This is a genomic window from Exiguobacterium sp. SH0S1 (assembly GCF_004337165.1).
GTDB lineage: Bacteria > Bacillota > Bacilli > Exiguobacteriales > Exiguobacteriaceae > Exiguobacterium > Exiguobacterium aurantiacum_A.
Map to the genome: position 1 here is coordinate 30,692 of NZ_SJVC01000007.1, position 22,611 is coordinate 53,302.

Here is a 22,611-nt window from a genome sequence, read left to right on the forward strand (position 1 = left end):
CCTTCGAAAAAACAACTGTGGAAAGACTCTTTACACACCCTAATTAAATTTCTTAAATTCTTCATTGCCCGTATAAACGAATATGATCTCCTTACACATTAATTGTTATGATAAGTCTTCAACCCCACCATTGATGCTCTTAAAACGAATCCTCTCTCATATACATATCAGAATTATTTCTACCATCTCAATTTTCCCAAACCATAATCTTGTTTGTACTTAATTAACTTGTGATAATATAAGGTTATCACAAGTTAGTGTTTTTAATTGATATATAGATACATCTTTGTAACACATCGTCACTTTGAATTTATAAACTTAATACAGTCGTATTTTATTAGATATTACATATGTAATACATAGAAAAACGACGTTTTTTTAATAAATCAGACATTGTGTCCAAAAAAACAGAAAGAAAAGAGGGAGAAGCATGGAGATCGAGAAACAGAAGCAAGCGTTCGAATTGGCGTTACGAGAATTGACCGGGATGAACCCAAAATTGGCCGAAGCGTTAAAAAGCGACCATATCAATCTCGAGGCGTTAAATGACGTGGAAATCATCGAGCTGTTCTGGGCGACGGAGCTGTTCCCAATCTACGCCGACAAAAGCCCGCACACGAGGCGCGCCTACAAGCAGGACCTCGAGTTCGTGCTCAGTTTCGTGATGACGAAGACGGATGGCCTGAAGCGTCTGACCGTGCTCGACATCCATCGTTATCTGTTCGAGGTGAACGAGCAGTATGCGCCGCGCACGGCGCAGCGGAAGAACAACATGTGGAAGCGACTTCTGACTTATCTTCACGCCAATCAGTATCATCTCCATAACCTAGCCTTCCACGTGAAGAACCAGCAGCGCCCGGAACCGCTCCGCCGTGAGGTCGACTTTGACGAGATCGAGCGGATCGCCGAGTCGTTTCGCCACACCGTCAAGCGGGCACAAAAAAAGGAGCTCATGGAGCTCCGGAACGAGACGATCGGGTATTTGTTGCTGACGACCGGGATGCGGGCGGCCGAGCTGCTCTCCGTCCAATTCACCAACGTGAAACGCAACCAGCACACCTTCTACCTCGAGGTGAAAGGCAAGCGTGACAAGTGGCGCCGGATCCCGCTCACCGAGAAGGCGAGCCATCTCATCAACCGCTTGCAGACGCTCATGATGATCGAGGAGATTGACGCACCTTTTATCGCCTTCAGCACGAAAAAGTCAGGTCAGGCAATGACCTATGAAGCTCTTCGACTGATGACGCATCAGGCAGTCGAGCGTGTCGCAGCGGAAGAACGAACTCCACCCCACTGGTTCCGTCGCGCCTATATCACGAAACTCTTGGCCAATGGCAGCCCATTGATCGGGGTCATGCAATTGGTTGGTCACGAATCGATTAACACTACAAATAGTTACTTGCAATCTATTGACCAAATCTCCAATACACTTCACCACAATCTCCCGTTTACTTAAATTGTCCAATTTAGTGGTCGTAATCAATCAAAATCACCTAAAATCAAACTATCTAAATTCGTTTATACTTTTAAAGTTTTCAGTTCCACACATGCCGACTACTTTCTATTTTCTTATGTCTCTTCAAAAATTACACTCTTGTTCATAAAAAACATCAAAATACGTATATTATATCTCTACTATTACCATGCTATGACTACTTCACCACGGGAACTAAATGAAAAATTATAATACATTATGCCGGAAGCGTACGCGTATTACACATATAGTCAGTCATAACGTCCACATTACATTCTTGAAGTTTACCAATATAAAGTGAAGCCAGACGAAATCCTTGAATTTATCCCCATGGGTATTCAGTCGATTATTACTAAAAAAAGCATAATAATCACTACTTATTATATTTGTAGCTCTATATGATATTTTTTTTATAGTTTTAAGTTGGACTATTAATTAACCCTACTCTTAAGTTAAACTGTTATGGATATTAAAATTCAGATGATTTCCCTGCTTGATTTTGGTTCACATCAAATAAATAGAGGTGGAAATTGTAAAATGATATACTACCCTCACTTTGAAATTCGTGACGAAAAATGGTTGAAATTCGCTTTACTATATTACAAAGAAATTAATCCTATTATACCTTCCAATGTTAAAATTGATTTTACAGCACCTTTCAAAGCGGTCTATGAAGATACAGATTTAATTCAATCTTACAATCCCTCTTACGATGACGGGAAAAATGCTTCATTTAAAGCTATCGACACCATTACCAGGCTATTAACTAATCGTAAATACTATTCACCAACCTTTGGCACAAATGATATTGAGCTAGAGTGGAGCAACAATAAAACGCATACCTACGAAATTTATAACGAAAAATTTGCAAGTGAATGGATATATTTTTGCAAAGAACGTAATATGGGCACTATTAGTGATAATGGAATTAAAACCAATCCTGATTTAGCTTTTATTTATATGAGTATTTTTGCAAATAATATTGCTGATAATAAAAATGTATCGACGATTACAGACGATTCCAACTATGATAATTTTCTTAGAGCGACTTATACTAGTCAGTCCATAGATCAAAGTAAACTGTTTATTGCTGATAGGCTTATTAATTTTATGATCCCGCAAGACTTGGACGGAATTCCACTTTCTAAAATTATTTCAATTAGAAATTCTGATTCTTTTGAAAATAAAATTTCAGCGTTTCATACTACATTAGAAAAATATGTTTTGGCGCACGATAGTAATTTATCAGCCGCTGATTATTTAGATTCCTTGGAATACGATACTACTTTAAATGATTTAACTAGCGAACTACGATCTCATAAATTAGACTTAGTACACTGTGGGGTAACAATATGGTCAATGTTCAACTCAAACGATTTCACTTTACCACTCGCTGTGTCCAGTATAATTCCAGTGGTTCAAGCTTCTCAAAGCATTCATAATACTCGAAAAATTAATGAACCATTTAAAACAAGTAAAAAGTTTTTAGCAGATTTAAGAAAGATCTAATCTAAAACATTAAGATAAATAAGTTCATTACTCATTCCAATATTCGAAAATAAGACTTTACCCACGAATTAAATCTTTAGAACTCATCTCTACATCTCATTAGTCATACAATTGACAAGTAACAAAAGAGACTTTAGTTAAATGAATATAAAATCATTCTAAACAATATGACCTAAAAAATAATTTCTTTCACTTTACTTGGTCTCCATCTCAAAAAAGCTGTAAACATTTTCAAAGTTTACAGCTTTTTTGAGATATAAAATTGCGTACATAATAATATTCTCAGCGTTTTTTCAACCTCTCTCACTTAATTTTTATGATGAGAAATTGTCTTTAAAATCACTTCCCTGAGTTATGGATCCTCGAATCGATATATTTCCACTCATCCTCGGTTATCCCCCATTTTTCACATAAAAGTTTATCGGTATAAACTTCCGAATAATCTTCTAGGTGAGGAACAAATCTAAACTTATCGCGGACGATATCTTGCGAAGCAACACTTTGTAACAAAAGAAATCTAAATACTTTTGTTAGAAGATAAGATTTAAAAGAATTAACTTCTTCTAACGAATCCGCTGAAAACGCTACAAGATACGATTCAGTACAGCATGTGCCAGGCGGAATAATACGAATATTTCCTTCATAATAAATACCAACAGATTTAGTAAAATCAGTTTGACCAGCTATAGGAGAACGCGGCACTAAAAGCTTCCATTTATCGAGCAATCCCCACTGATCTTTTATATCTTTAAATTCTGCATACTTCAGCCCGATTTTTTGAATAAATTGGCATGGCACACCTTCTTCTCGAGGCTTATAGAAAGTTCTTAGACCGAACGGTTTTGATGCAGATACAACTTTATCTAGATAAAGACCTTCATGCTGGTTTAGAATTTTTCTCACAATAGAAATCGCTTTATTAGATCTAATGAATACTTCGTACTCATTTAATGGTCTATAGTCAATATTTCGACTCCCGTTTTCAAAATTCACGACTTTACAATTCTTTTGTTTAGCGTTCTTTTCCCATAAAAAATAACTAATTCCACCAGCAACCTCGACATCTGCAAATACATCGTTTGAGTTTGGATAGTCTACTATTTCAGTTATTCTTGTGTCATTAAGCATTGTATTGCGATAAACATCTAAACCTTTTCCACCTACATACCATCTAGCAGGAGTAATTATAGAGATGTAATCAGGATTTAAAGCCATTGAGGCAAATACAAATTTTTGATATATCGGAGAAGCGCTTGTTTTCGTTCCGCCATCCATTTTTTGATAAGGTGGATTTCCTACCACTGCACCGAACTTCATTATCACACCTTCTTTCTTAATTAAATCGTCAGTTGTTATTTCACTAAAAATTCGTTTTTGCGTTAGCAATTCGTTTATTCTATTGTAATTCGGTTCACCCGATCTTGTTTCAACTTCTAATAAGTCATACGAATTAAATTGATACGAAATGTTGTTAACATTCAACCCAAGAATTTCATAAAACCGTCTTGTAAACTCATAAGCGACGGAAGAAGTAGGAATTGAATAAATAGAATCGGAGATATCTTCTATAGAAAATTTCAAGTCGGTGATCAAGCGATTTACAAGAGCAACTGAAAATTCACCTGATTTACTTCCAATATCCAATATTTTAAGATCGTTTTCAATAATATTTCTTAATGCTTCATCCGAAATTAAATTAATCATTTGTTCACAAACTTCAGGTGAAGTTACAATTTCTGAAGAAGACATTCTATTAAATTTTTTCAATGAAATAATTGCTCTGTTTAGTGGAGCAACTGACTCATCACTTGATAATCTAGAGATATTTTGAATTTTATAATCTAAGTTGTTAAGAATGAATAAATTCATTCTTTGGTGCATTTTAACTAAAATATTTTTACTTAAATAAAGATTGTTTGAAATTCGCTGATTATCATCTTGGTTCATTACTTCAATAATATCTGCTAATGAATTCACACTATTTTTAACTAGAAATGCAAAAAACAAAATTCTTTGGTAATACGTCTGAAATTGTTTTTTTATTTGATTCTCTTCATAAGATTCATCAGTAGAAACATCAGACCTTTCTTTAAATGGAGATCTTTCTGCTCTTTTATCCGACTTCCCACCTGGTATTCCTAATTCATCTCCATCATCTTGGCTACCATATGGATTATGAGTCAATCCTTCTTTCGAACCGAATACTGATTGTCTTTTAATTTCTCTTTCAATTTCTTTGTCTTGAAGAATTGAAAAGTCAATTGGTACTTCTTTAACAGATTCAAAAATGCTTCTTTGACTATTATATTCGCTTACAGCTTCTAAGACCTCTTTTGCCTCAACCTGCTTTATTTTCTTGTGATTTATTGTAATGATTGGAGAAATGTTTATTTCTTCGACTATTCTTTCTCTTAGTTCGGAATTTCCATTTTTTAAGACATTTGCGTTATGAATTAATGCCTTTTGTTCCTGCATCTTGAATAATCTTTGGGGATTAAAATCAATTAGTAAAGTCTGTGGTTTTAAATTTTCTTTAATGACACCTTCTCGACTAACTAATTCTCTTGTATATTGATTTTGCAGCCTGAAAATTGCTTGGTCATATTCTTGTGGAGAAGCAGTATCTTTGAAGTAAAGCATTGTATCCCATTGTTCAACTGTACTCCCTGTTAACATCCGGTTAACAGTTAAAGTAATAGTCTTAGTATTATTTATTTCACAGTCCTTGATTTTTTTTTTGATTTCTAAAGGATTTTTGTACAGCTTACTGCCGTTCACACCTGAAATGTTAATTATCTCATAGTCATTTAGATTCTTAAATTCCGTAGAATGTTCATTTAATAATGATTCAAGCGCATCACATGATGCACAATATGGTAATACTATTACTAAATGTCTACACATTTTACCTTCTTTAATTTTGTCATACTCAAGAAAACTAAAAATATTTTCATCTTTCTCGGATCCATCAATGGCTTTAAAGAGTTGTAAAATTTCAGAGTGATGTTTAAATTTTTTATGATTACTTAATTTAGGATCGAACTGAATTGAATGAGGTTCAAACAATGCAGATAGGGTAAAATCGATTCCTTGTTTTTTTAATGTTCGCATTTTTTCCAATGATGATTTATTAGGTGTAAAAGCAAACCTCACCATTTGAGGAACACCAAAGTATGGATTATCCCATTCATTTACATCATCGTTTATTAAATTATGTCGATCCCACTCTTCTTTTTCATTAACGATATCTGAAAATTGGACAAAAGAAATAATATCGTCTTCTTCAAACTCACTACTCATTAATATTCGGTATGGTGTTCCTGATAAATGCAATTTAACATTGATATTTAACTGTTTAAATGTATCATGCGTGTTTTTGACATCTATGTAATCGTCAGATAATTTGCTTATGTTTTTTGCTTCTTTACTTTTGTATAAAATAGAACCATATTCTTTTGCGCGTGCCCCAAAATGAGTTTCATCAATTATTAAAAGATCAATATAAGAATTGAAAATTTCTTTGTGTTTATGCTTAAGGGTCGTTCCTTGAAGATCTTGTAGGGTTAGGAAAATAACTACTCGATTATTTTTTGATGTCCCTTCTCGGATTGCATCTTCATTATGTTCAAGTGAAGATGTATCTAAAAAAATGTAGTCTTTAAAATTGCCTGCTTTTTCGACAGTTTTCTTCCATTCATCTTTGACATCTGCTTTAGCCGAGACAACTAATACAATTTTAGCCTCCATTTCTAAAGCGCAGCAAAGGGCTGTGAAGGACTTACCAAATCGCATAACTGCATACATTAATAAATTCTTCCGCCCTGTTTCATAAGCTCTTTTAAAATTATTTACAACTACTTGTTGATTTGGTCTCAGTGGCCACTCTTGCTCTCTCTTATAAGTGTATGTTTTAGGAAGTTTATGATGTACATCGTAATATACATATTTGGCTGGATTTTTAACATAGCTTTCCTTAATATCGTTTATTGCAGAATTAATATCAGATGGGGTTGTGTCTTTAAAAAATTCATTACTATAATAAGTTTGATCTTCAGTAGAATTCAGACGTTCTTTTTTCAATTCTCCCACAAGAAATTTATGAACAGCATAATCTCTAAAGTAGATATCGTCGTCTATTTTAGCTTTATCTTCGAACTTTTTTATAAGATCTGGGTAGTGAAAAGACCATTCTTTAAGACGCTGACTTACAGGGCGATACGTATCCCCTACCTTAAGATAATTAGGAACAGTATTAGTAATAAATGCATAGATAGAAGGAGATACTCTTCCTGTAATCAAATGATCTAATATGTCAGTTTCATTTAGCTCGTTACTCATTTAAACCTCCATAGTTAACATTTTTTTGTATTGAATAACTTTTTTACTACGCCAATCTTTGATTTTACAGTAAGCAATATCTTCATCTTTATTAGTTTCAAAAAAAGCTAATTGCTCTTTTTTTATAATCTTATCTTGATAAGGGACAGTATAAGACAAGCCATCCATCTGCCATAAGTTCCAAGAAATTATTGTAGAAATTTTAGTTAATTCCTTCAATTCAGGTTTCCTATTTAATTTTTCTTTCATATATTCAATATATGTTAGTAGAAGATTTTCACGAGCTAAAAGCAAACTGTCACCTTGAAATTCATATCCATAAATACTTTCAAATGCTCGAATAGACCATTTAATCCATTCTTCTTCACTGCTAGTGTTTTCATGTACAACTCGCATTTTTCTATCCAGCAAACCTATTCTTTTCATTAAGGGGATCTTCTTACCAGTGAGGCTATCGTATCTACTTACTAAGTACTGCGCTTCTCCGCAAGCAATCTCAAGTCGCCTCTCATCCACATAATTTTTCCACCCTCTTTTGGGGTTTTCTGAAAAATGTATTTTAGAGTGAGATGTTATCCAACTTTGTCCTTTAGCATAGTTAAATACATTTTCCTGACCAAACCAAATTTTATCTATAAGGTTATTTTGTAAATTGCACACCCATGACGGAGTAAAAACCTCGCCTTTCGTTTTTGTTCTATCAGTTTGTACATCTTTACTTTTTAAAGCTCGCGGTTGAATGACTTGACGATTTTCTCCTGAGATTAAATCTTTAGTAATTTTTAAATGGGGGTTATATAGTTCACCCATGTATGTGTAGTCCTCAGTAGCCCAAATAATGTTGCTATTAGTAGTTCTGTCTTTAAGAAGAATAGAAAATAATTTGGGGCTATAATCAATTATTTCGTCTTCGATAATGTCAATTCCAGTAGTTTCAAGCATATTTTCAACTCACTTATTCCGCTTTATAAGCAGGAGTATTTATTTATAAAAACTTCATCGTGCTTACTATTTTAACGTATTCTTGATTTAAACGCATTCTTGAGCATAATTGAATTTTTATTCTTAAACAATAGATGAAACATTACAATATATTAACTCCAATGAAACTATCACAGTGCATATTATTTGCTAACTAAAAGTATGCGCCGGCGCATACTTTTACGGTATCTGAAATAAAAAGCGACATTCCTTTATTTATGCTATATTTATTGAAGAAGAGGTGATTATTATGGAGACTCATTCGTCCCCCAACGGCCGCTCGCAGCAACTCATCATTTCTCAAGCGGTCACAGCTATTCAAAAGCATCGCATGGAAGAGATCCTCCATAGCGTGTCTATCTTTGATATCCAGGAATTCGTCACGGCACTTTATCAAGAGAACTATCAGTTCGAGAACCTAGAGGCTTCTTATAAGAAGGTCCGTTATCATTCCTTCAACAAACTGAAAAAACGCTGGGTCCAAGCCGCCATTCGAAACTATGAAGAGGGGCGCGGTCCAAAAAAAGAACTGCGTGCCCGGTTCGAGATGATCACCGCGTACCATCATTTGGTCGGTCCCGAAGCCTTCTTAAAAGAGTTTCACGTGAAAACGATTGATGCCTACATGCAACAATGCATCCTAGAGTTGAAGGAATGGGCAGAAAACCCGAACCTGTTGATCCATACGTATCCATATTGGTCCCAAAAGACCGCGAACCAGAAGAAGACGTCTCTCAAGACAGACGTCCTGATGATCCTATGGGAGGTCGCGAAAGAAGTCGACCTCAACCAACCGACGGCGCATCACTCTCCGACGCTTGCTGTCGATATCCCGTTCTTCGGCATGTCAGACCGTATCAAGAACCAGACCGACCTGTTGGATGAGAAACTGAACGAAGCGTCTCAACTGAATCTCGAACTACAGAATTACGACACGGTCATCCCGAAATATAAAAAGGGGATCCCAGACCACCTCTCGGTCCTCGTCAGTAAGGAGTTCATCCAAGAATTGAACGGGAAGGTCCCAGACCTCGACTCAAAAGACTTTGAGGCCTTCACCGAGATTCTGGCGTATCGGGACATGACGTTCCAGACGAGCCGTAAGATCATTTTCCCGCTCGCCCAACTCGTCAAGAAGCTGTATGCGAACGATAGCGGAAAAAGCTATGATCTGACGACGCAGCGCCTCATGAAGCTCGGTTATTACCGGGTCGCGGGACACAACGAGGACGGGGACTTTTTCATCCGTGGCCTGTTTTCCTCAGTGACCATCAAAAATGCGACGACGCTCGCCGAGAGTCAAGTCATCGTCACGGTGAGTGAGGAGATCTACGACGACCTGTTGAAACAACAAATCGTCAGCATCTACGGGGAGCAGATCGAACAATTGAAGGGCAGCTTCGCTTATCATCTGGCCTTCGTCCTCCAAAAAGAACGCATGAGCTCCATCCAGACGGGGGAGCAACAACCAGTCAGAAGACACTGGCGCCAGTTCACCTATTCAATTCGCTTCAACAAGGTCCGAAAAGCCGACAACTTAAAGGAACTTGAATTGAATCTGGACCGGATCAAGGAACATGATTTCATCTTGAAGGATTGGCACCGTTCCGGCGATTACTACTTCTTTACTTTCTACCCGTTGGAATCATGGGAATTGCCTGGCCATGCGGATACGCTTCTGTTATAACTGCTATCACGGAGAACCCAGTCTGTCTGGGTTCTTTTTTCGATCGTTCTTTCTCAATGTTTCACATGAATCATCGGCGAGTCGACTTCACGGCGATGGTGAGGGTGGAAGCGAGCACCGAGCGCTCAGGATCTTGTAGGATTCCTATGAATCAGAATAGCCGCTCCTCAGGGTTTCCAAATCTACCGTACTGAACTTACACTTTTTCCGCCCTCTGCTCACACGGTCGATCTGAGCGAAGAGTTTCAAGTCTCCTCTAAAGGGAGTGAGCAGACGACTGGCCCCAAGGAGAACGACCAGTTTATCCGTGCATCACCTCGATTTTCTGCTCGATATGCAACCGTCTTTCCGTCGGTATCGTCATTTTTGGTGGATTGAGCGCTCATTTTTATCAAATCCGAACGGTTTTGGTAACAAACGACCGTACTAAACTTGCACTTTTGCTGTTTTGGTAACAAATGACCGTACTGAAACTACATTTTTGTATTTTGGTAACAAAATACCGTACTGAACTTGCACTTTTAGCGATTATGATCATTTTCGAAATTTATTTCGAACACGCTTTTTTCGTTTTTGGTAACAAATGACCGTACTAAACTTGCACTTTTACTGTTTTTTGTCGCAAATGACCGTACTGAACTTACACTTTTTCGTTTTTGGTAACAAAACGCCGTACTGAACTTGCACTTTTCTCTTTTTTATCTCAAAAATTCTACTCGGTTTTCAGTAGAAATGGCGGTATGAAACGCTTAAAGTGATTTTGGTAACAAAACACCGTACTGAAATTGCATGTTTTTCCTTCACCAAAATGGCTTTACATCAACGATTTTTTGATTTTGGTAACAAAACACCGTACTGAAATTGCACTTTGACACCACTCAGAAAGAACAAGATACTGAAACTAGCATATTTTAGGATAGAGGAGGTGTAGGAGAGATGATGGAGACAAATCGACACATATTGGTCGCGAACAAGCTATTGGTTGCGATGAGCGGACTAACGCGCTGGACGAAACGAACAGACCATTATCGTTATGAGCAGCACCATTACAACATCCCAGCCTGTTTCACGGCTTTCAAGTGGACCAAGTCCCGGATCCGTCATGTGCTTTCCATTCTCGCCTACGCCGACGACCAAGGTAAAATCGAGTTCATCGAAGACGACATGATTGCTACTTTGTCATGCACTTCGGTCCGCTCCCTACATAATAACTTGAAGACCTTCGAACAGAATGGTCTCATGACCGTCGTGCGTCACTTCCCAGGCGTGATCTCAATCCAATTGACGGATTACCTTGAAAACTATCGTGATTTATTTGTAGACGGCACCTCGGTCGGTTCGAAGACCGGCTATACGTCTGTTTGGCACGGTCTCTTATCCGAATTGATCGCACTCGATAACGTGAATACGTTGCGCCTCGCGCTACGGACAATCGTCCAGGTCGAGAAAGATGTCCACGTCCAGTCAAATGAACAGGCGATCTTGACCTACGATGAGATCAAAGGATTCCTTCCTAAATATTGTGGCCATAAACTTGCCATCCAAAAGATGATGTCCGGGCTTAAGTTCTTACATGTCTCGCTTGTTGAAGATAGCAAGCGCTTCTTGAACATGGTCAAACAGAACGTTTCACTTAAAAAACGCGTGCAAGACGTCACACGCCCGTTGCTCCTAGAGGTCCAACTGTCCGCTGCGCAAGACAGTAAGCAGATCAAAGAGAAAGATCGCTCTGATGTTCAACTCCTTTGGTTCGAATTGCGTAAGCGCGTAGGGGAGTTCTTCGACTTTGACGCACTCAAGATCAACCGTGACTCACTCTTCTCGATGAGCGATACATTTGGGGCTGAAACGTTCAAACAGGTCATCGAAGATTTAAAACAAGCATTCCTTCACCACCGTGAGGACTTGGTCCACTCGAGTACCCATAAACTGTTCTTTGAGGAACCAATTTTTTATCTCCATCAACAACTAAAAGGGGCCCAGGCAAAAATCGCTATCGCATGATGGTCTTTTTGTCGTGCTCATTTTTGAAAAAAATATGAAAAGAACCGATTTTTGCAAGTGGTCTCTGCCTGTTTATTATTTTCAACTGTCTTCTTAGGTAGTCAGGGGGCATCGACTGCCTTATTTTTACTTTTAGGAAAAAAATCAAATCCATTCATCACTTAATCAAGTATTTGTTGAAGTAAAACATCTTTTGTTTCTTAAATCCCAAATGGTTGTCGAAATAAAAAAAGCCTTGGTGAAAGAAATAGTAATCCTGTTGAAGTTTCTCTTTTGACTTAAACTGTCAGAACGATTGGTATGACTGGATTTGAAGTTCCTTTATCTTTTCTAATTCTATTAATCTTTATTTAACTCTCTATAATCTATTTCTATTTATTTAACTCAGAATAATATGGTTTTATATCTTCTTCTATTATTTAAGCCAGATCCAAATATATAACGTATTTCTTCTTTAAGAGATGTAGGAATCCAATTTGTTCATGTCAAAATCAGCTTCTCACGAATCAAATAGTACAAAGATGTATACAATTCGACGTCGAAACGTATACATAAGAGATTGACTAGTATTTTTGTATACAGAAGTGTATATGAAAAGTATACAAATTAACGTCGTATTTATTGATCTTATAGCCGTTTTTATATTGTAAGGAAAACGAGATTGTGACATGATATGAAAGAGAAAGGGGAGAGAAGATGAATGTACTCACGTTTTACATATCGAAAGGTGGATCAGGCAAGACGACCTGTTCTTTGAATATGGCCTATGCCTTGGGAGAACTGGGGCAACGAGTGCTCCTTATTGATCTAGATCCTCAGGGCTCACTCAGTAAACTCATGCTGAAAGAGTCGGATACAATTAAATATATGACGATGTTTGATGTGCACACACGGAATCTCGATATCAAAGAGGTCCTATTCGACGATGAAACGTACCATGTGAGTCTTCTCCCTTCGAATGAACGAAATGCCAGACTAATCAATTTGATCTCTGAGCAAGACAAGCTCTTTCTATTGAAAGACATGATCGCACCGCTTGAGGAAGAGTTCGACTGGATCATCTTGGACTCGGTCCCGTCGATTAACGAACTCTCGAAAGTCGTCCTCTCGACGTCTGACATGACGATTATCCCGTTCATGCCGAAGAAGCTCGTCTTCGACCAACTTGCGAGCACCGTCCGCACGGTCCAGAAAGTGAAGAAGTTCTACAACCCGGAGCTCGTCATCAGCGGGATCCTGCCCGTCGCGATGGACGCCTCGTTGAAGGCGGACAAGGAATACTATGAAGCGATGAAAACGATCGCGAAAAACGAGAGGCTCGACATCCTTCCGATGATCAAACGTTCCACCTTCATCGAGAAGGCGGCCGATAGTGGGAAGAGCGTCGTTCAGTATCGCTCCAAAGAATCCAAATTGCTCGCCGAACCATTTCGCCAGTTGGCCCAACAACTTATCCTGGGAGGTGCGACCTCATGAAGGCACGGAACCGAAGCATCCATAAGATTAAGTCGAGTGAACAGCATCCGTACCAAAGCGGTTTGACGAATATCAGCGCGCTTGTTCAAAAGCTTCCGGTATCAAAAGAAGTCGAGGACCTCGTCCATGAGATTAATGAACTCTCGAAAGTTCAAACGATTTCTGTATTCGAGATCGGTAAACGGCTCGTTATCGCTCGTTCTGAGATGCATGATAAAAAGGAATGGCTCGGATTTCTTGAGGCCGTGTCGATGTCTAGTTCCCTGGCTTCTCGGTACGTCAAAGCCTATGAGACGTTACATCAACTTGAAGCGTCCCTTGCCAGCTTACCGGCATCTAAACTGTTCGAACTGATGTATCTCGACAACGTCGAAGAAGTCGTCGAACAAGGACTCTATATTGATGGCGAGTCTCGAAGCGTCGACGAGTTGACGGTCAAACAAATTCGTGAGGTCCGTAAAACCCGTGAACCTGTGCAACAGGTGAAAGTTAGCCCGTTTCAAAAAGCGAAGAAACCATCGGCTATTCTATCAGCGCGAATCCCGACCGACCTGTCCGATCAGTTCCAACAATATGCCCATTCCCAGAATCGGAGCGTAAGCGAGCTATTAGCTGAAATGATCGAACGGACCGTGAATGTCAACATCATCGACGTCACAGACGAGAAGCGAGGAGACGAATCATGAAGAAAATCGCACTGTACAATCGAAAGGGCGGAGTCGGGAAGTCGACAACGACCATCAACTTAGCTCATGCTTATGCTCGTGACGGATTACGTGTTCTCGTCATTGACGCGGACGACCAGGCGTCTTCGACGAATGGCCTTGGTCTGACAAACGATTATGACGGGAAAGTCTTACTTGATTGTCTACTTGAAGAGAATGATCCGTTCTATACACCAATCGAGCAGGTCATCGTAACGTGTGAGTACGAGACAGGTACCATCTATCTGGTACCAACGAGACGTTCGGCCTCACCAAGTGACTTAACGAGCCAAATTGGGTACGAGTATCGTCTCAGTGAAGAACTCGCGAAAATCGACGAGTTGTTCGATATCTGTCTCATCGACTGCCCAGGATCGACTTCAGCCCTTAACCCGTATGCTCGGTGCGCGCTCGTCGCTCAGGATCGCATTATCATGCCTGTTCAGATGCAAAAGTTCTCAATGGACGCCGTCTATTCGGCGCCAGAGGAACTTGAAGAGATGAAACGATTCCGGGAAGACATCCATATCGCTGCATTCGTCCCGACGATGGTAAGTGCACGCTCAAAAGGGGACGTGACGACGGTCGAAGAACTCGAAGAACTCGGGAAAGAAGTTGGGATTCCGGTCTTGACGACGATTCCGTACGCAGTGAAAGTCCAGACGTTGCAGCGGGAGTCCCGTCCTGTAATCGATCACAAGAGCCCAGCGACGGATGCCTATCTACAACTTGCCCAGGAGGTTCTCGCTTTATGACACGTAACCGAAAGAAGCATACCCCAAAAATCTCGACGTTCAGTGCCAACCTTCCGGTGAACCAAAACCAACAAGCTGCCGATAGCCGGACAGAACAAGTCGAGGCCGTGAAAGAGTTCTCCGCGACGACAACCGTCTCCAATCCTTACCAGGCACTCCCGGCAACGGGACTGTCGCGGATCATCACGAAAAAGCTTCCGGAAGACATGGACGGCATTATTCAGTACTACAACCATATCGATGCGATCCAAGCGACAAGCTTTGTCGAGAAATGTCGAATCCTTGCCCATGCGAATAGTCTGTTTCGTGACCCGGAGACAAAAAAAGAGTTCAAGCAAGAAGAAGGGACCTGGAAAGACTTCTTGGCCAAGATTGGGATGTCACAACCGCAAGTCAGCCGCTTCATCTCATTTTGGAACACGTTCGGGCCCAATATTTTAGAGAAGACGCTTGAGCAAGACTTTAGCGCAACAAAGCTTGCTGAGTTGTTGTCGTGGCCTGAGGATCCGAAACTCGCTCTCCTTGAGAATAAGAAGTACTACACGTCTAGCGGAGACAAGACTGTCTACGAAATGACGCGCGAAGAGCTGCGGGAAGTGAAACGGATGTTGATCGAACGTCAAGAGCAACGCGTACTCGAAGTCGAAAGCACATCTGTTAAACCGATGCGTTTACAGATTCGTTTTACCGATTTGACAGATCCTTTATATGTTGGATTAACGAAAGCTGCAAAAAAAGAGCATGTGTCGGAAGATGAGATTATCCGTCGTGCTCTTAATGCCTACTTGAATGCGGATAACACGTGATAATTGAAGTCGATATAAGATATAGCCCACTAAGGTTCCTTTTACGTCGGATCAAAGTGGGCCATTTTAATTAGGAGGAACATACATGTCTTACTCCAATCAATACAAGGATGTAGAAAGTATTATTGATACCTTATTAGTCCTGGATACCTTTTGTGCATCAAAGAACATCGAGGTCGAGTTTGTCGTGGTAGGCGCTTCAGGAATTCTCCTTTTCATCGAAATGATGAATAAAGAAACGCAATATCGTCCAACTCGAGACATCGACATACGCGTGACGGAAGGAGTCGTCACCCCGGAACTTAGAGCCGCGCTTCACGAATACGAGATTGAAATTGTCGAAGGTGTGATTCAGTTTCCACCGCGTGAAGATTTTAAGGAAAATGACTATCGTCATAAAATCGAAGGTCTATTTGACGCCATTGATGTTTACATTCCTGATATTGAGCTACTCGCATGTACCAAGATCTTTTCTTCTCGTCAAAAGGACCTGGAAGATCTCGAAAACACAAACCTATTGGAACTTTGCGATAAGGACAAGCTTCTTGAACTTGTCGAGGAATATCAGTCAAATATGACGTGGGAGGACCCGTTCTGCAATGTCCATGACTTGGGTCGAATTTTTCAAGAAAAGGGTATATAATAAATCAAAGAAACATAGAGGAGGGTGACCGATGGCTAACGATAACAATGTGCGTCTCCACCGCGAGCTGACACATGAACTGAATCGCATGCAGGCAGGCGGGACGAGCTATCGTCAAGAGACAGCTCTGATGGCCCTGGCGTTAAGTCGGCATGTCTCGGTCCCTGAATCGCTCCAGGATCGCGAAACCGCTCGTCGGTATGTGCGAGCCGCCCAGTTGAATATGCATGAAGATCGAGTGGAGGATGTTGCTAAGATGCTCAGTATGGCAGCGCGGCGTGCCTACAGCACTCCCGAAACCGCATTTTCGGTAGATATGAAAGTACAGTTAGAAGAAAAGCGTAATCGATTCAAAACCCGCGGATTACGCGTGAAATCCTAAGTAGAACCGCTCGTGTACTTCTACGCAATGAGTAGTGAGAATCGAATTCTATAGAAAGAAAAAGGTACTTAATTCATTCGTATCGGAATGAATTAAGTACCTTTTTTGCTGATTTAGGTGTTATCTGGTCGATGGTTTCGTTCACGAAGGACGGCAAGTTCAATTTGTTCGTTCATTCGATCCTCAAACGCTTCTTTCTCCCGGCGCAAGAGCTGGACCTCAAGGTGAAGTTTTTGATTTTCTTCTTCTAATTGATCTGAGCGGCGGGTGCGTGCTTTTAAATCGTCGACCACGTCCATCAGACTTTGATTCTGGCGATTGAGTTGAGTACGTTCATCCTCGAGCTTTTTCAATTTACCTTCCAGATCAAAAATCAATTTCTTATGTACCTTCAATTCTCCTTTGAAAGAGTCTCGTTCTGAATCCAATGTGGATTGAAGATGGGCCTTTTCCTCAGTGAGTTGAGCCATTTGATTCTCAAGCTCTGCTCGTTCCTCATGAAGTGACGCGACTTTCTTGTCGTACTCCATTTTAAGCTCTTCACTTTCAACGACGACGCTTCGTTCCAGCTCATGGATCGTCTCCATATATTTAGAGTTGATTCGTCGAGCTTCTGATTGTTGTCGCTCCAGTCGAGCTGCGCGCTCGTTGAAGAGGGCGACGATTTGATTCAACGTCGACTCCAGTACGCTGTTCTCCTCATCAAGCAAAGGGTCCGGGGCTTGTTTATCGGCTAATTGAATGAATTCCTCGAACAGCTGATTAGTCGTGATCTGCCGTTCCTCCATCAGACGCTGAATATGCTCAGTTACTTCTTGTGAGACACGAAATGATTTTACTTTTGTTTCGTTTGAGGCCATGTAATCTTCACTCCATATCATTTTTTTAAGTATAGCATACCGTGCGTGCTATGCCTTTGCCGTTAAAAATTTGGCACCTATCAATTAAAAAAACATGGGTTCCGACCATATTAAAGGTAAAATTATACTTATTATGAATGTGGAGGAACATTATCTGATGATAAAGTTAAGTTATGCTTATAATGGTTCAAAATTACATCACATTACAGAAGTTAATGATCGCAGTAAGGTGTACACTTGCCCATTTTGTAAAGAGCAAGTTTGGTTTAAAAAAGGAGAAGAGCGAGAGCATCATTTCGCACATCAAGCTAACTCAAACTGTTCAGCATCGCCCGAAACAATTCTACATTTTCATGCAAAGCATTACCTCGCAGATTTGATTAGTGGATCAAGTGCATTAAATGTCGAATTTCAAATTTTACGGAGTGATCATTCTAAAGTATTGAACGATTTAAGAAAAATGATACCTATTCAAAATGAAACGAATATAAGACTTGCTGATATCTTAGAGTTCTACGATTACTTTCCTGCTTCTGGAGAAATTGAAAGAAGGATTGGACCTTATATCGTTGATGTTTTTGCAGCAAATGAGGAGTTGCAAAACAGTATTTGTTTTGAGATATTCGTAAGCCATCAAATTGAACCTGACAAGCGGGCATACTTTGTTGATCATCGAATCCCTTTCATTGAGGTAATTCCAAAACAACTAAGTACAACGCAAATCGAATTTACACTTCATGATTATTACTTACCGGGTTTCTTTGACGCAGAGATTAATCATATGGAATCAAATGTATTGAATTATTTATTCGCTACATACAAACAAGAATTACATTTACAGCTTATGCAAGAAGACAGTATTCTGCCTGAGCTCCATTTGAAAAAACGAGCTGTTCAAGCGTTAAGAAAAGAACTGCTTGATCAACCCGAGATTGGATTAAACAATCATAAGGTGTTTGAGGGCGCACATTATTTTATGTGCCAAGCACATAATACTGTGATTAAAAACGAGGTCACAGTAAAGAATGTACGCTACGGAAAATCAAAAGCTGGGAAGCCGTTCTTAACCATTAATGACGGGAGTTATTACGTTGCAGCGGAGACAAACATATTTTATGACTTGTTAAATAAAATGATGAGGAGAGCTGAAGTCACAGCTTATGTTGGGGGATGGAATGATTTATCGCGAGACCAGGTTATAGGCTTTGATTTTCCTGTTCCGAATCTCGATAAAGTTGAAAAAGCAGCAAGGAGAGTTGTGGATCAAACGCTAGCTGAATTTGAGTTCAAAATTGAGAGGCGGCTTCAACAAGTAGAATCAAACAAGGTGAAATGATTGAATCAAATAAATGAAAAAGGCGGAATAATACGAGAATGAACTCTGAGATTAATTTTAATGCAATTCTAACGCATTTATCTAACTATGCAGGTGCAAAGTATACTCGTCCTGATAAAACTACTGACGAGATGAAACCCGAGATTTTAGCGCGTAAAAAAAGTGGTGGGGAAGCAGCGGATGAACTACATAAACTTGGTTTACTGTTTGCCGAAACATATCAACTTGTTCCCCCCAATAAGTCTAAATGGCTAGATGGGGCTAATACATCCGTTCGTCATTATTTATGGAGCCAACTTAAAGACAAAAAGTATACAACTTATCCGTCTAGCATCTCCATTTTTGCCGAAAAAATAAATCAACAAGTACAGTTTTGCATAGCCGTCGAATTAGATCAGAAAAATGCGACAGTAGAGGACATTAATCGACATCATCGATTGTTAGACTATCGACTTACTGAAGATGCACACTATTCATATAAAATCACGACTGCTCTTAACGTAGATTTTATTAATCACGAAGAAACTGTTGAAGAGATCAAAGAAAAACTAAGAACAAAAGAATACAAAAAAGTGCAACTCGTGTACATTTTGACACTGTCAGATATTGAGGAGCGACAGTTGTCCAATGAGGATATTCTACGTGAATTAACTACTGCCTTTCAGTACTTGAAGGATTGCTATCAGTATATTCTTCAGGATATAAAACCATCTGACAACGATCAAAATAATCCAAAGAAGACTGGAGTTCTGCAACCAATGCATTCAAAAAATACCATCTTATATGGGCCTCCTGGGACAGGGAAGACATTCAACACGATTCTACATGCAGTAAGTATCATAGACGGAAAACCGTTAAATACACTGCAAAATGAACCTTATGAAACTGTCTTAGAACGATACAATACTTTAAAGCGTAATAATCGTATTGTATTTACAACATTCCATCAATCATATGGATATGAAGAGTTTATTGAAGGAATTAAGCCGACCTTAGAAGATGACCAAACTCAAATTGAATATCAAATTCAATCAGGAATCTTTAAAGAATTTTGTGAAACAGCTCAAGAGGTGGATATTGTTTCCGAGCATATGCATGTAAAAAGTAGCGCTCAAGTTTGGAAAGTATCTCTTGGCGGAAGTGGAACTAATGACGTCAAACGTGATTGTTTTGAACATGATCGGATTCGAATTGGTTGGGACCACTTTGGAGAAGATTATTTAGATGGTTCGAAAGAGCCTGAGGGGAATACGAAAAATATTCTTAACGATTTTTATAATGAAATGAAAATCGGCGATCTCATATTTTCATTGAAAGATCAAAAGCATATTGATGCGATTGGTGTGATTGTTGGAGATCCAGAATGGTTGGATTCAGAAAAAGACTACATTACAGATAAAAAAAACAACTTAGTCACACATTACAAAAGAAGTCGAAAAGTTGAATGGGTCGCGAAAAATATTAATGAAAACATCTTTGAATTAAATAAGCGTAAAAACTTAACGTTAAATACGGTATACAAGTTGAAGCGTATTTCTGTAAATGATGCACAAGAGCTGCTACAGAAGTATCTTCCTCAGCAAGCAAAACCTGTTACGAAAAATCAAGAACCTTATGTATTCATCATTGATGAAATTAACCGAGGGAATATCTCGAAAATTTTAGGCGAACTAATTACACTCATTGAACCTTCAAAGCGGATTGGAGCGGCTGAAGAAATGACAGTCCAGCTTCCTTATTCGAAATCTGAATTTGGGGTTCCGGATAATGTTTTCATCTTAGGGACGATGAACACAGCGGATCGTTCAATTGCTTTGATGGACACGGCATTGAGAAGAAGATTTCAATTCATTGAAATGATGCCAGACGCGCAAGTATTATCAGGTATTACGGTTGATTCGATAAATGTGAAAGAAATGTTGAGCGTGATAAATCAACGAATCGAAGTGCTATATGATCGAGAACATATGTTAGGGCATGCATATTTTGTACCATTGAAAAGCAATCCTACACTTGAAACTTTGAGCAATATTTTTATCAATGCGATTATCCCGTTACTGCAAGAATACTTTTACGAAGACTATAGTAAAATTCAAATGATTCTTGGAGATAATGCAAAAGCAGATCATCTCAAGTTTATCCGAGAGTCTGAAATAAGTATCCAGAATATTTTTAAAGGGACGCCTGAAATCGACTTGCCAGAAATGAAATACACTTTACAGTTATCTGCTTTTTCTAATCCTGAAAGTTATAAAGAGATCTATGAGTAATGAAAAAATCTAACGTTATTGAAGTATTAGAATACGATACTTTAGCGGTGAATAGCGAACCGGGTAGCATCGATCAAAAATCTTTCGATCAACTAGAACAGATGATTCTGCAGATGAATGCAATTGCTGGAGACGCAGCGATCGATTTTTTATCACTTTCTGCTAAGCGTGGAGTAGGAAAAGTAATTCGAGCTAGAAACTATGTAGGTGTCTTACAACTTACTAGTCAGCAACAGCTTCAAATTCTCCCTAAAATTCATGGAGTGACTAAAACAGAATCAAAAACAGTATTATTAAAGATGCTTAAAACACTAGGTGATTTTCCTAGTAAGACATTTAATGTAGCAAATTTAAGTACCGAAAACATGCCTATTTTTGAAGTGTTCATCACATTGTATATACGAGAAGTTCAGAGCGTAATTCGAAAGGGTCTCCAATCGAGTTACTATCCAGTCGAAGATAACTTAACTGTATACAAAGGTAAAATGAATTTCTCAAAACAAATACGACATAATTTAACTCACAAAGAGCGGTTTTACGTAGCATATGACGAATTTGGACTGAATCGAGCAGAAAATCGGTTGTTGAAAACCACACTCGTCTACCTAAACAAACAATCCATTAGTGAGGCGAATCGAAAGGCGATTAAACAACTGCTTCATCACTTTGATGCTGTTGAAACATCAAAATCTATTGAACATGATTTCTCACATGTTCATTCAAGTCGAAACATGATCCATTACGAAAGTGCTCTAAAGTGGGCTAAGGTGTTCTTAAAAAGTCAGAGTTTTACTAGTTTTTCTGGAGATACAGCAATGAACTCATTGTTGTATCCTATGGAACGCTTATTTGAGAGTTATGTAGGAAAGTCACTAAAGCATCTCCTTCATAATTCTGATTGGAATATATCTTTACAAGATCGAACGTACTATTTATTTGAAAAAAAGTTTGCGCTGCGGCCAGATATCGTCATTCGTCATCGTGACAAAAATCAAACTATCGTAATTGATACGAAGTGGAAAGTGCTAGAGAACAAGCCGAATCGAAATTATGGCATCTCTCAAGCAGACATGTATCAAATGTACGCATATGGAAAGAAATATAACGCGACTAAGATTTTTGTTATGTATCCAATGCACGACGGGTTTGATCAGGATCAAGTGATTCATTTTAAAAGTGATGATGACGTGGAAGTAAATATTTTGTTTGTGCAATGTGAAAATGTAGAAATCAGTCTTACGTCTTTTTTAAATAAACATCTGTTCTAGATATTTGTATACTTTCGACGTCGAAATGTTTTACATCAAATGTAGATTGATTTTTATGGAGCTAATCTCAATACACCTTATGAAAAAGAATGCGCTATGTACGAGTAGCGCATTCTTT

16 protein-coding genes are annotated in these 22,611 nt (G+C 39.0%); 13 read left to right on the forward strand and 3 right to left on the reverse strand.

The genetic code is table 11. The features are described 5' to 3' along the window. Window positions 1-430: 430 nt before the first annotated feature. Together EVJ20_RS13490 and EVJ20_RS13495 are read left to right on the forward strand one after the other, a co-directional pair. Entirely contained in the window at window positions 431-1,456 is a 1,026-nt protein-coding gene (locus tag EVJ20_RS13490) for a tyrosine-type recombinase/integrase (protein WP_131508576.1), read from the forward strand. Between the two features lie 480 nt (window positions 1,457-1,936). After that, window positions 1,937-2,983, forward strand: a complete 1,047-nt coding sequence (locus EVJ20_RS13495) for a hypothetical protein (protein ID WP_131508578.1) — start codon at window positions 1,937-1,939, stop codon at window positions 2,981-2,983. A gap of 339 nt (window positions 2,984-3,322) precedes the next feature. Here the strand turns inward: EVJ20_RS13495 and EVJ20_RS13500 are convergent, their stop codons facing one another. Together EVJ20_RS13500 and EVJ20_RS13505 are read right to left on the reverse strand one after the other, a co-directional pair. Next, window positions 3,323-7,321 (reverse strand): Eco57I restriction-modification methylase domain-containing protein, encoded by a 3,999-nt coding sequence (locus EVJ20_RS13500; protein ID WP_131508580.1) that lies wholly within the window; start codon window positions 7,319-7,321, stop codon window positions 3,323-3,325. Next, window positions 7,322-8,263, reverse strand: coding sequence for a restriction endonuclease subunit M (locus tag EVJ20_RS13505; RefSeq protein ID WP_131508583.1), 942 nt, complete (start codon window positions 8,261-8,263; stop codon window positions 7,322-7,324). Window positions 8,264-8,552: 289 nt separating this feature from the next. Between EVJ20_RS13505 and EVJ20_RS13510 the strand changes: the two genes are divergently transcribed. From EVJ20_RS13510 to EVJ20_RS13545, 8 genes are all read left to right on the forward strand, one after another. Next, entirely contained in the window at window positions 8,553-9,989 is a 1,437-nt protein-coding gene (locus EVJ20_RS13510; RefSeq protein ID WP_131508585.1) for a hypothetical protein, read from the forward strand. Window positions 9,990-10,925: 936 nt separating this feature from the next. Continuing rightward, the gene (locus tag EVJ20_RS13515; protein ID WP_131508587.1) at window positions 10,926-11,993 is read left to right on the forward strand and encodes a hypothetical protein; all 1,068 of its coding nucleotides are present in this window, start codon (window positions 10,926-10,928) and stop codon (window positions 11,991-11,993) included. A 696-nt stretch (window positions 11,994-12,689) separates the two neighbouring features. Continuing rightward, on the forward strand, window positions 12,690-13,469 hold the full coding sequence (locus tag EVJ20_RS13520; protein ID WP_131508589.1) for a ParA family protein: 780 nt from the start codon (window positions 12,690-12,692) through the stop codon (window positions 13,467-13,469). After that, window positions 13,466-14,155: a hypothetical protein gene (locus tag EVJ20_RS13525; RefSeq protein ID WP_131508591.1), complete on the forward strand. Its 690-nt coding sequence runs from the start codon at window positions 13,466-13,468 to the stop codon at window positions 14,153-14,155. The genes EVJ20_RS13520 and EVJ20_RS13525 overlap by 4 nt, the downstream gene beginning before the upstream one ends. Next, window positions 14,152-14,928: a ParA family protein gene (locus EVJ20_RS13530; RefSeq protein ID WP_131508593.1), complete on the forward strand. Its 777-nt coding sequence runs from the start codon at window positions 14,152-14,154 to the stop codon at window positions 14,926-14,928. Before EVJ20_RS13525 ends, EVJ20_RS13530 begins: the two co-directional genes overlap by 4 nt. Continuing rightward, a complete protein-coding gene (locus EVJ20_RS13535; protein WP_131508595.1) occupies window positions 14,925-15,734 on the forward strand; it encodes a hypothetical protein in 810 nt (269 codons plus the stop codon). The genes EVJ20_RS13530 and EVJ20_RS13535 overlap by 4 nt, the downstream gene beginning before the upstream one ends. Before the next feature lie 85 nt (window positions 15,735-15,819). Next, complete coding sequence (locus tag EVJ20_RS13540; RefSeq protein ID WP_131508597.1) at window positions 15,820-16,377, forward strand: DUF6036 family nucleotidyltransferase; 558 nt, start codon at window positions 15,820-15,822, stop codon at window positions 16,375-16,377. A 31-nt stretch (window positions 16,378-16,408) separates the two neighbouring features. Further along, window positions 16,409-16,759 (forward strand): hypothetical protein, encoded by a 351-nt coding sequence (locus EVJ20_RS13545; RefSeq protein WP_131508599.1) that lies wholly within the window; start codon window positions 16,409-16,411, stop codon window positions 16,757-16,759. A 113-nt stretch (window positions 16,760-16,872) separates the two neighbouring features. Here EVJ20_RS13545 and EVJ20_RS13550 read toward each other — a convergent pair whose 3' ends face one another. Then, the gene (locus EVJ20_RS13550; protein ID WP_131508601.1) at window positions 16,873-17,619 is read right to left on the reverse strand and encodes a hypothetical protein; all 747 of its coding nucleotides are present in this window, start codon (window positions 17,617-17,619) and stop codon (window positions 16,873-16,875) included. A gap of 157 nt (window positions 17,620-17,776) precedes the next feature. Between EVJ20_RS13550 and EVJ20_RS13555 the strand changes: the two genes are divergently transcribed. The 3 genes from EVJ20_RS13555 to EVJ20_RS13565 are packed head-to-tail and all read left to right on the forward strand — an operon-like array spanning window position 17,777 to window position 22,493. Then, on the forward strand, window positions 17,777-18,955 hold the full coding sequence (locus tag EVJ20_RS13555; protein ID WP_161568118.1) for a competence protein CoiA family protein: 1,179 nt from the start codon (window positions 17,777-17,779) through the stop codon (window positions 18,953-18,955). 38 nt (window positions 18,956-18,993) lie between these two features. Further along, window positions 18,994-21,225 carry an AAA family ATPase gene (locus tag EVJ20_RS13560; RefSeq protein ID WP_236636448.1) on the forward strand — a complete coding sequence of 744 codons (2,232 nt, stop codon included), beginning with the start codon at window positions 18,994-18,996 and terminating at the stop codon, window positions 21,223-21,225. Then, the gene (locus EVJ20_RS13565) at window positions 21,225-22,493 is read left to right on the forward strand and encodes an McrC family protein (RefSeq protein ID WP_131508605.1); all 1,269 of its coding nucleotides are present in this window, start codon (window positions 21,225-21,227) and stop codon (window positions 22,491-22,493) included. Before EVJ20_RS13560 ends, EVJ20_RS13565 begins: the two co-directional genes overlap by 1 nt. Window positions 22,494-22,611 lie beyond the last annotated feature (118 nt).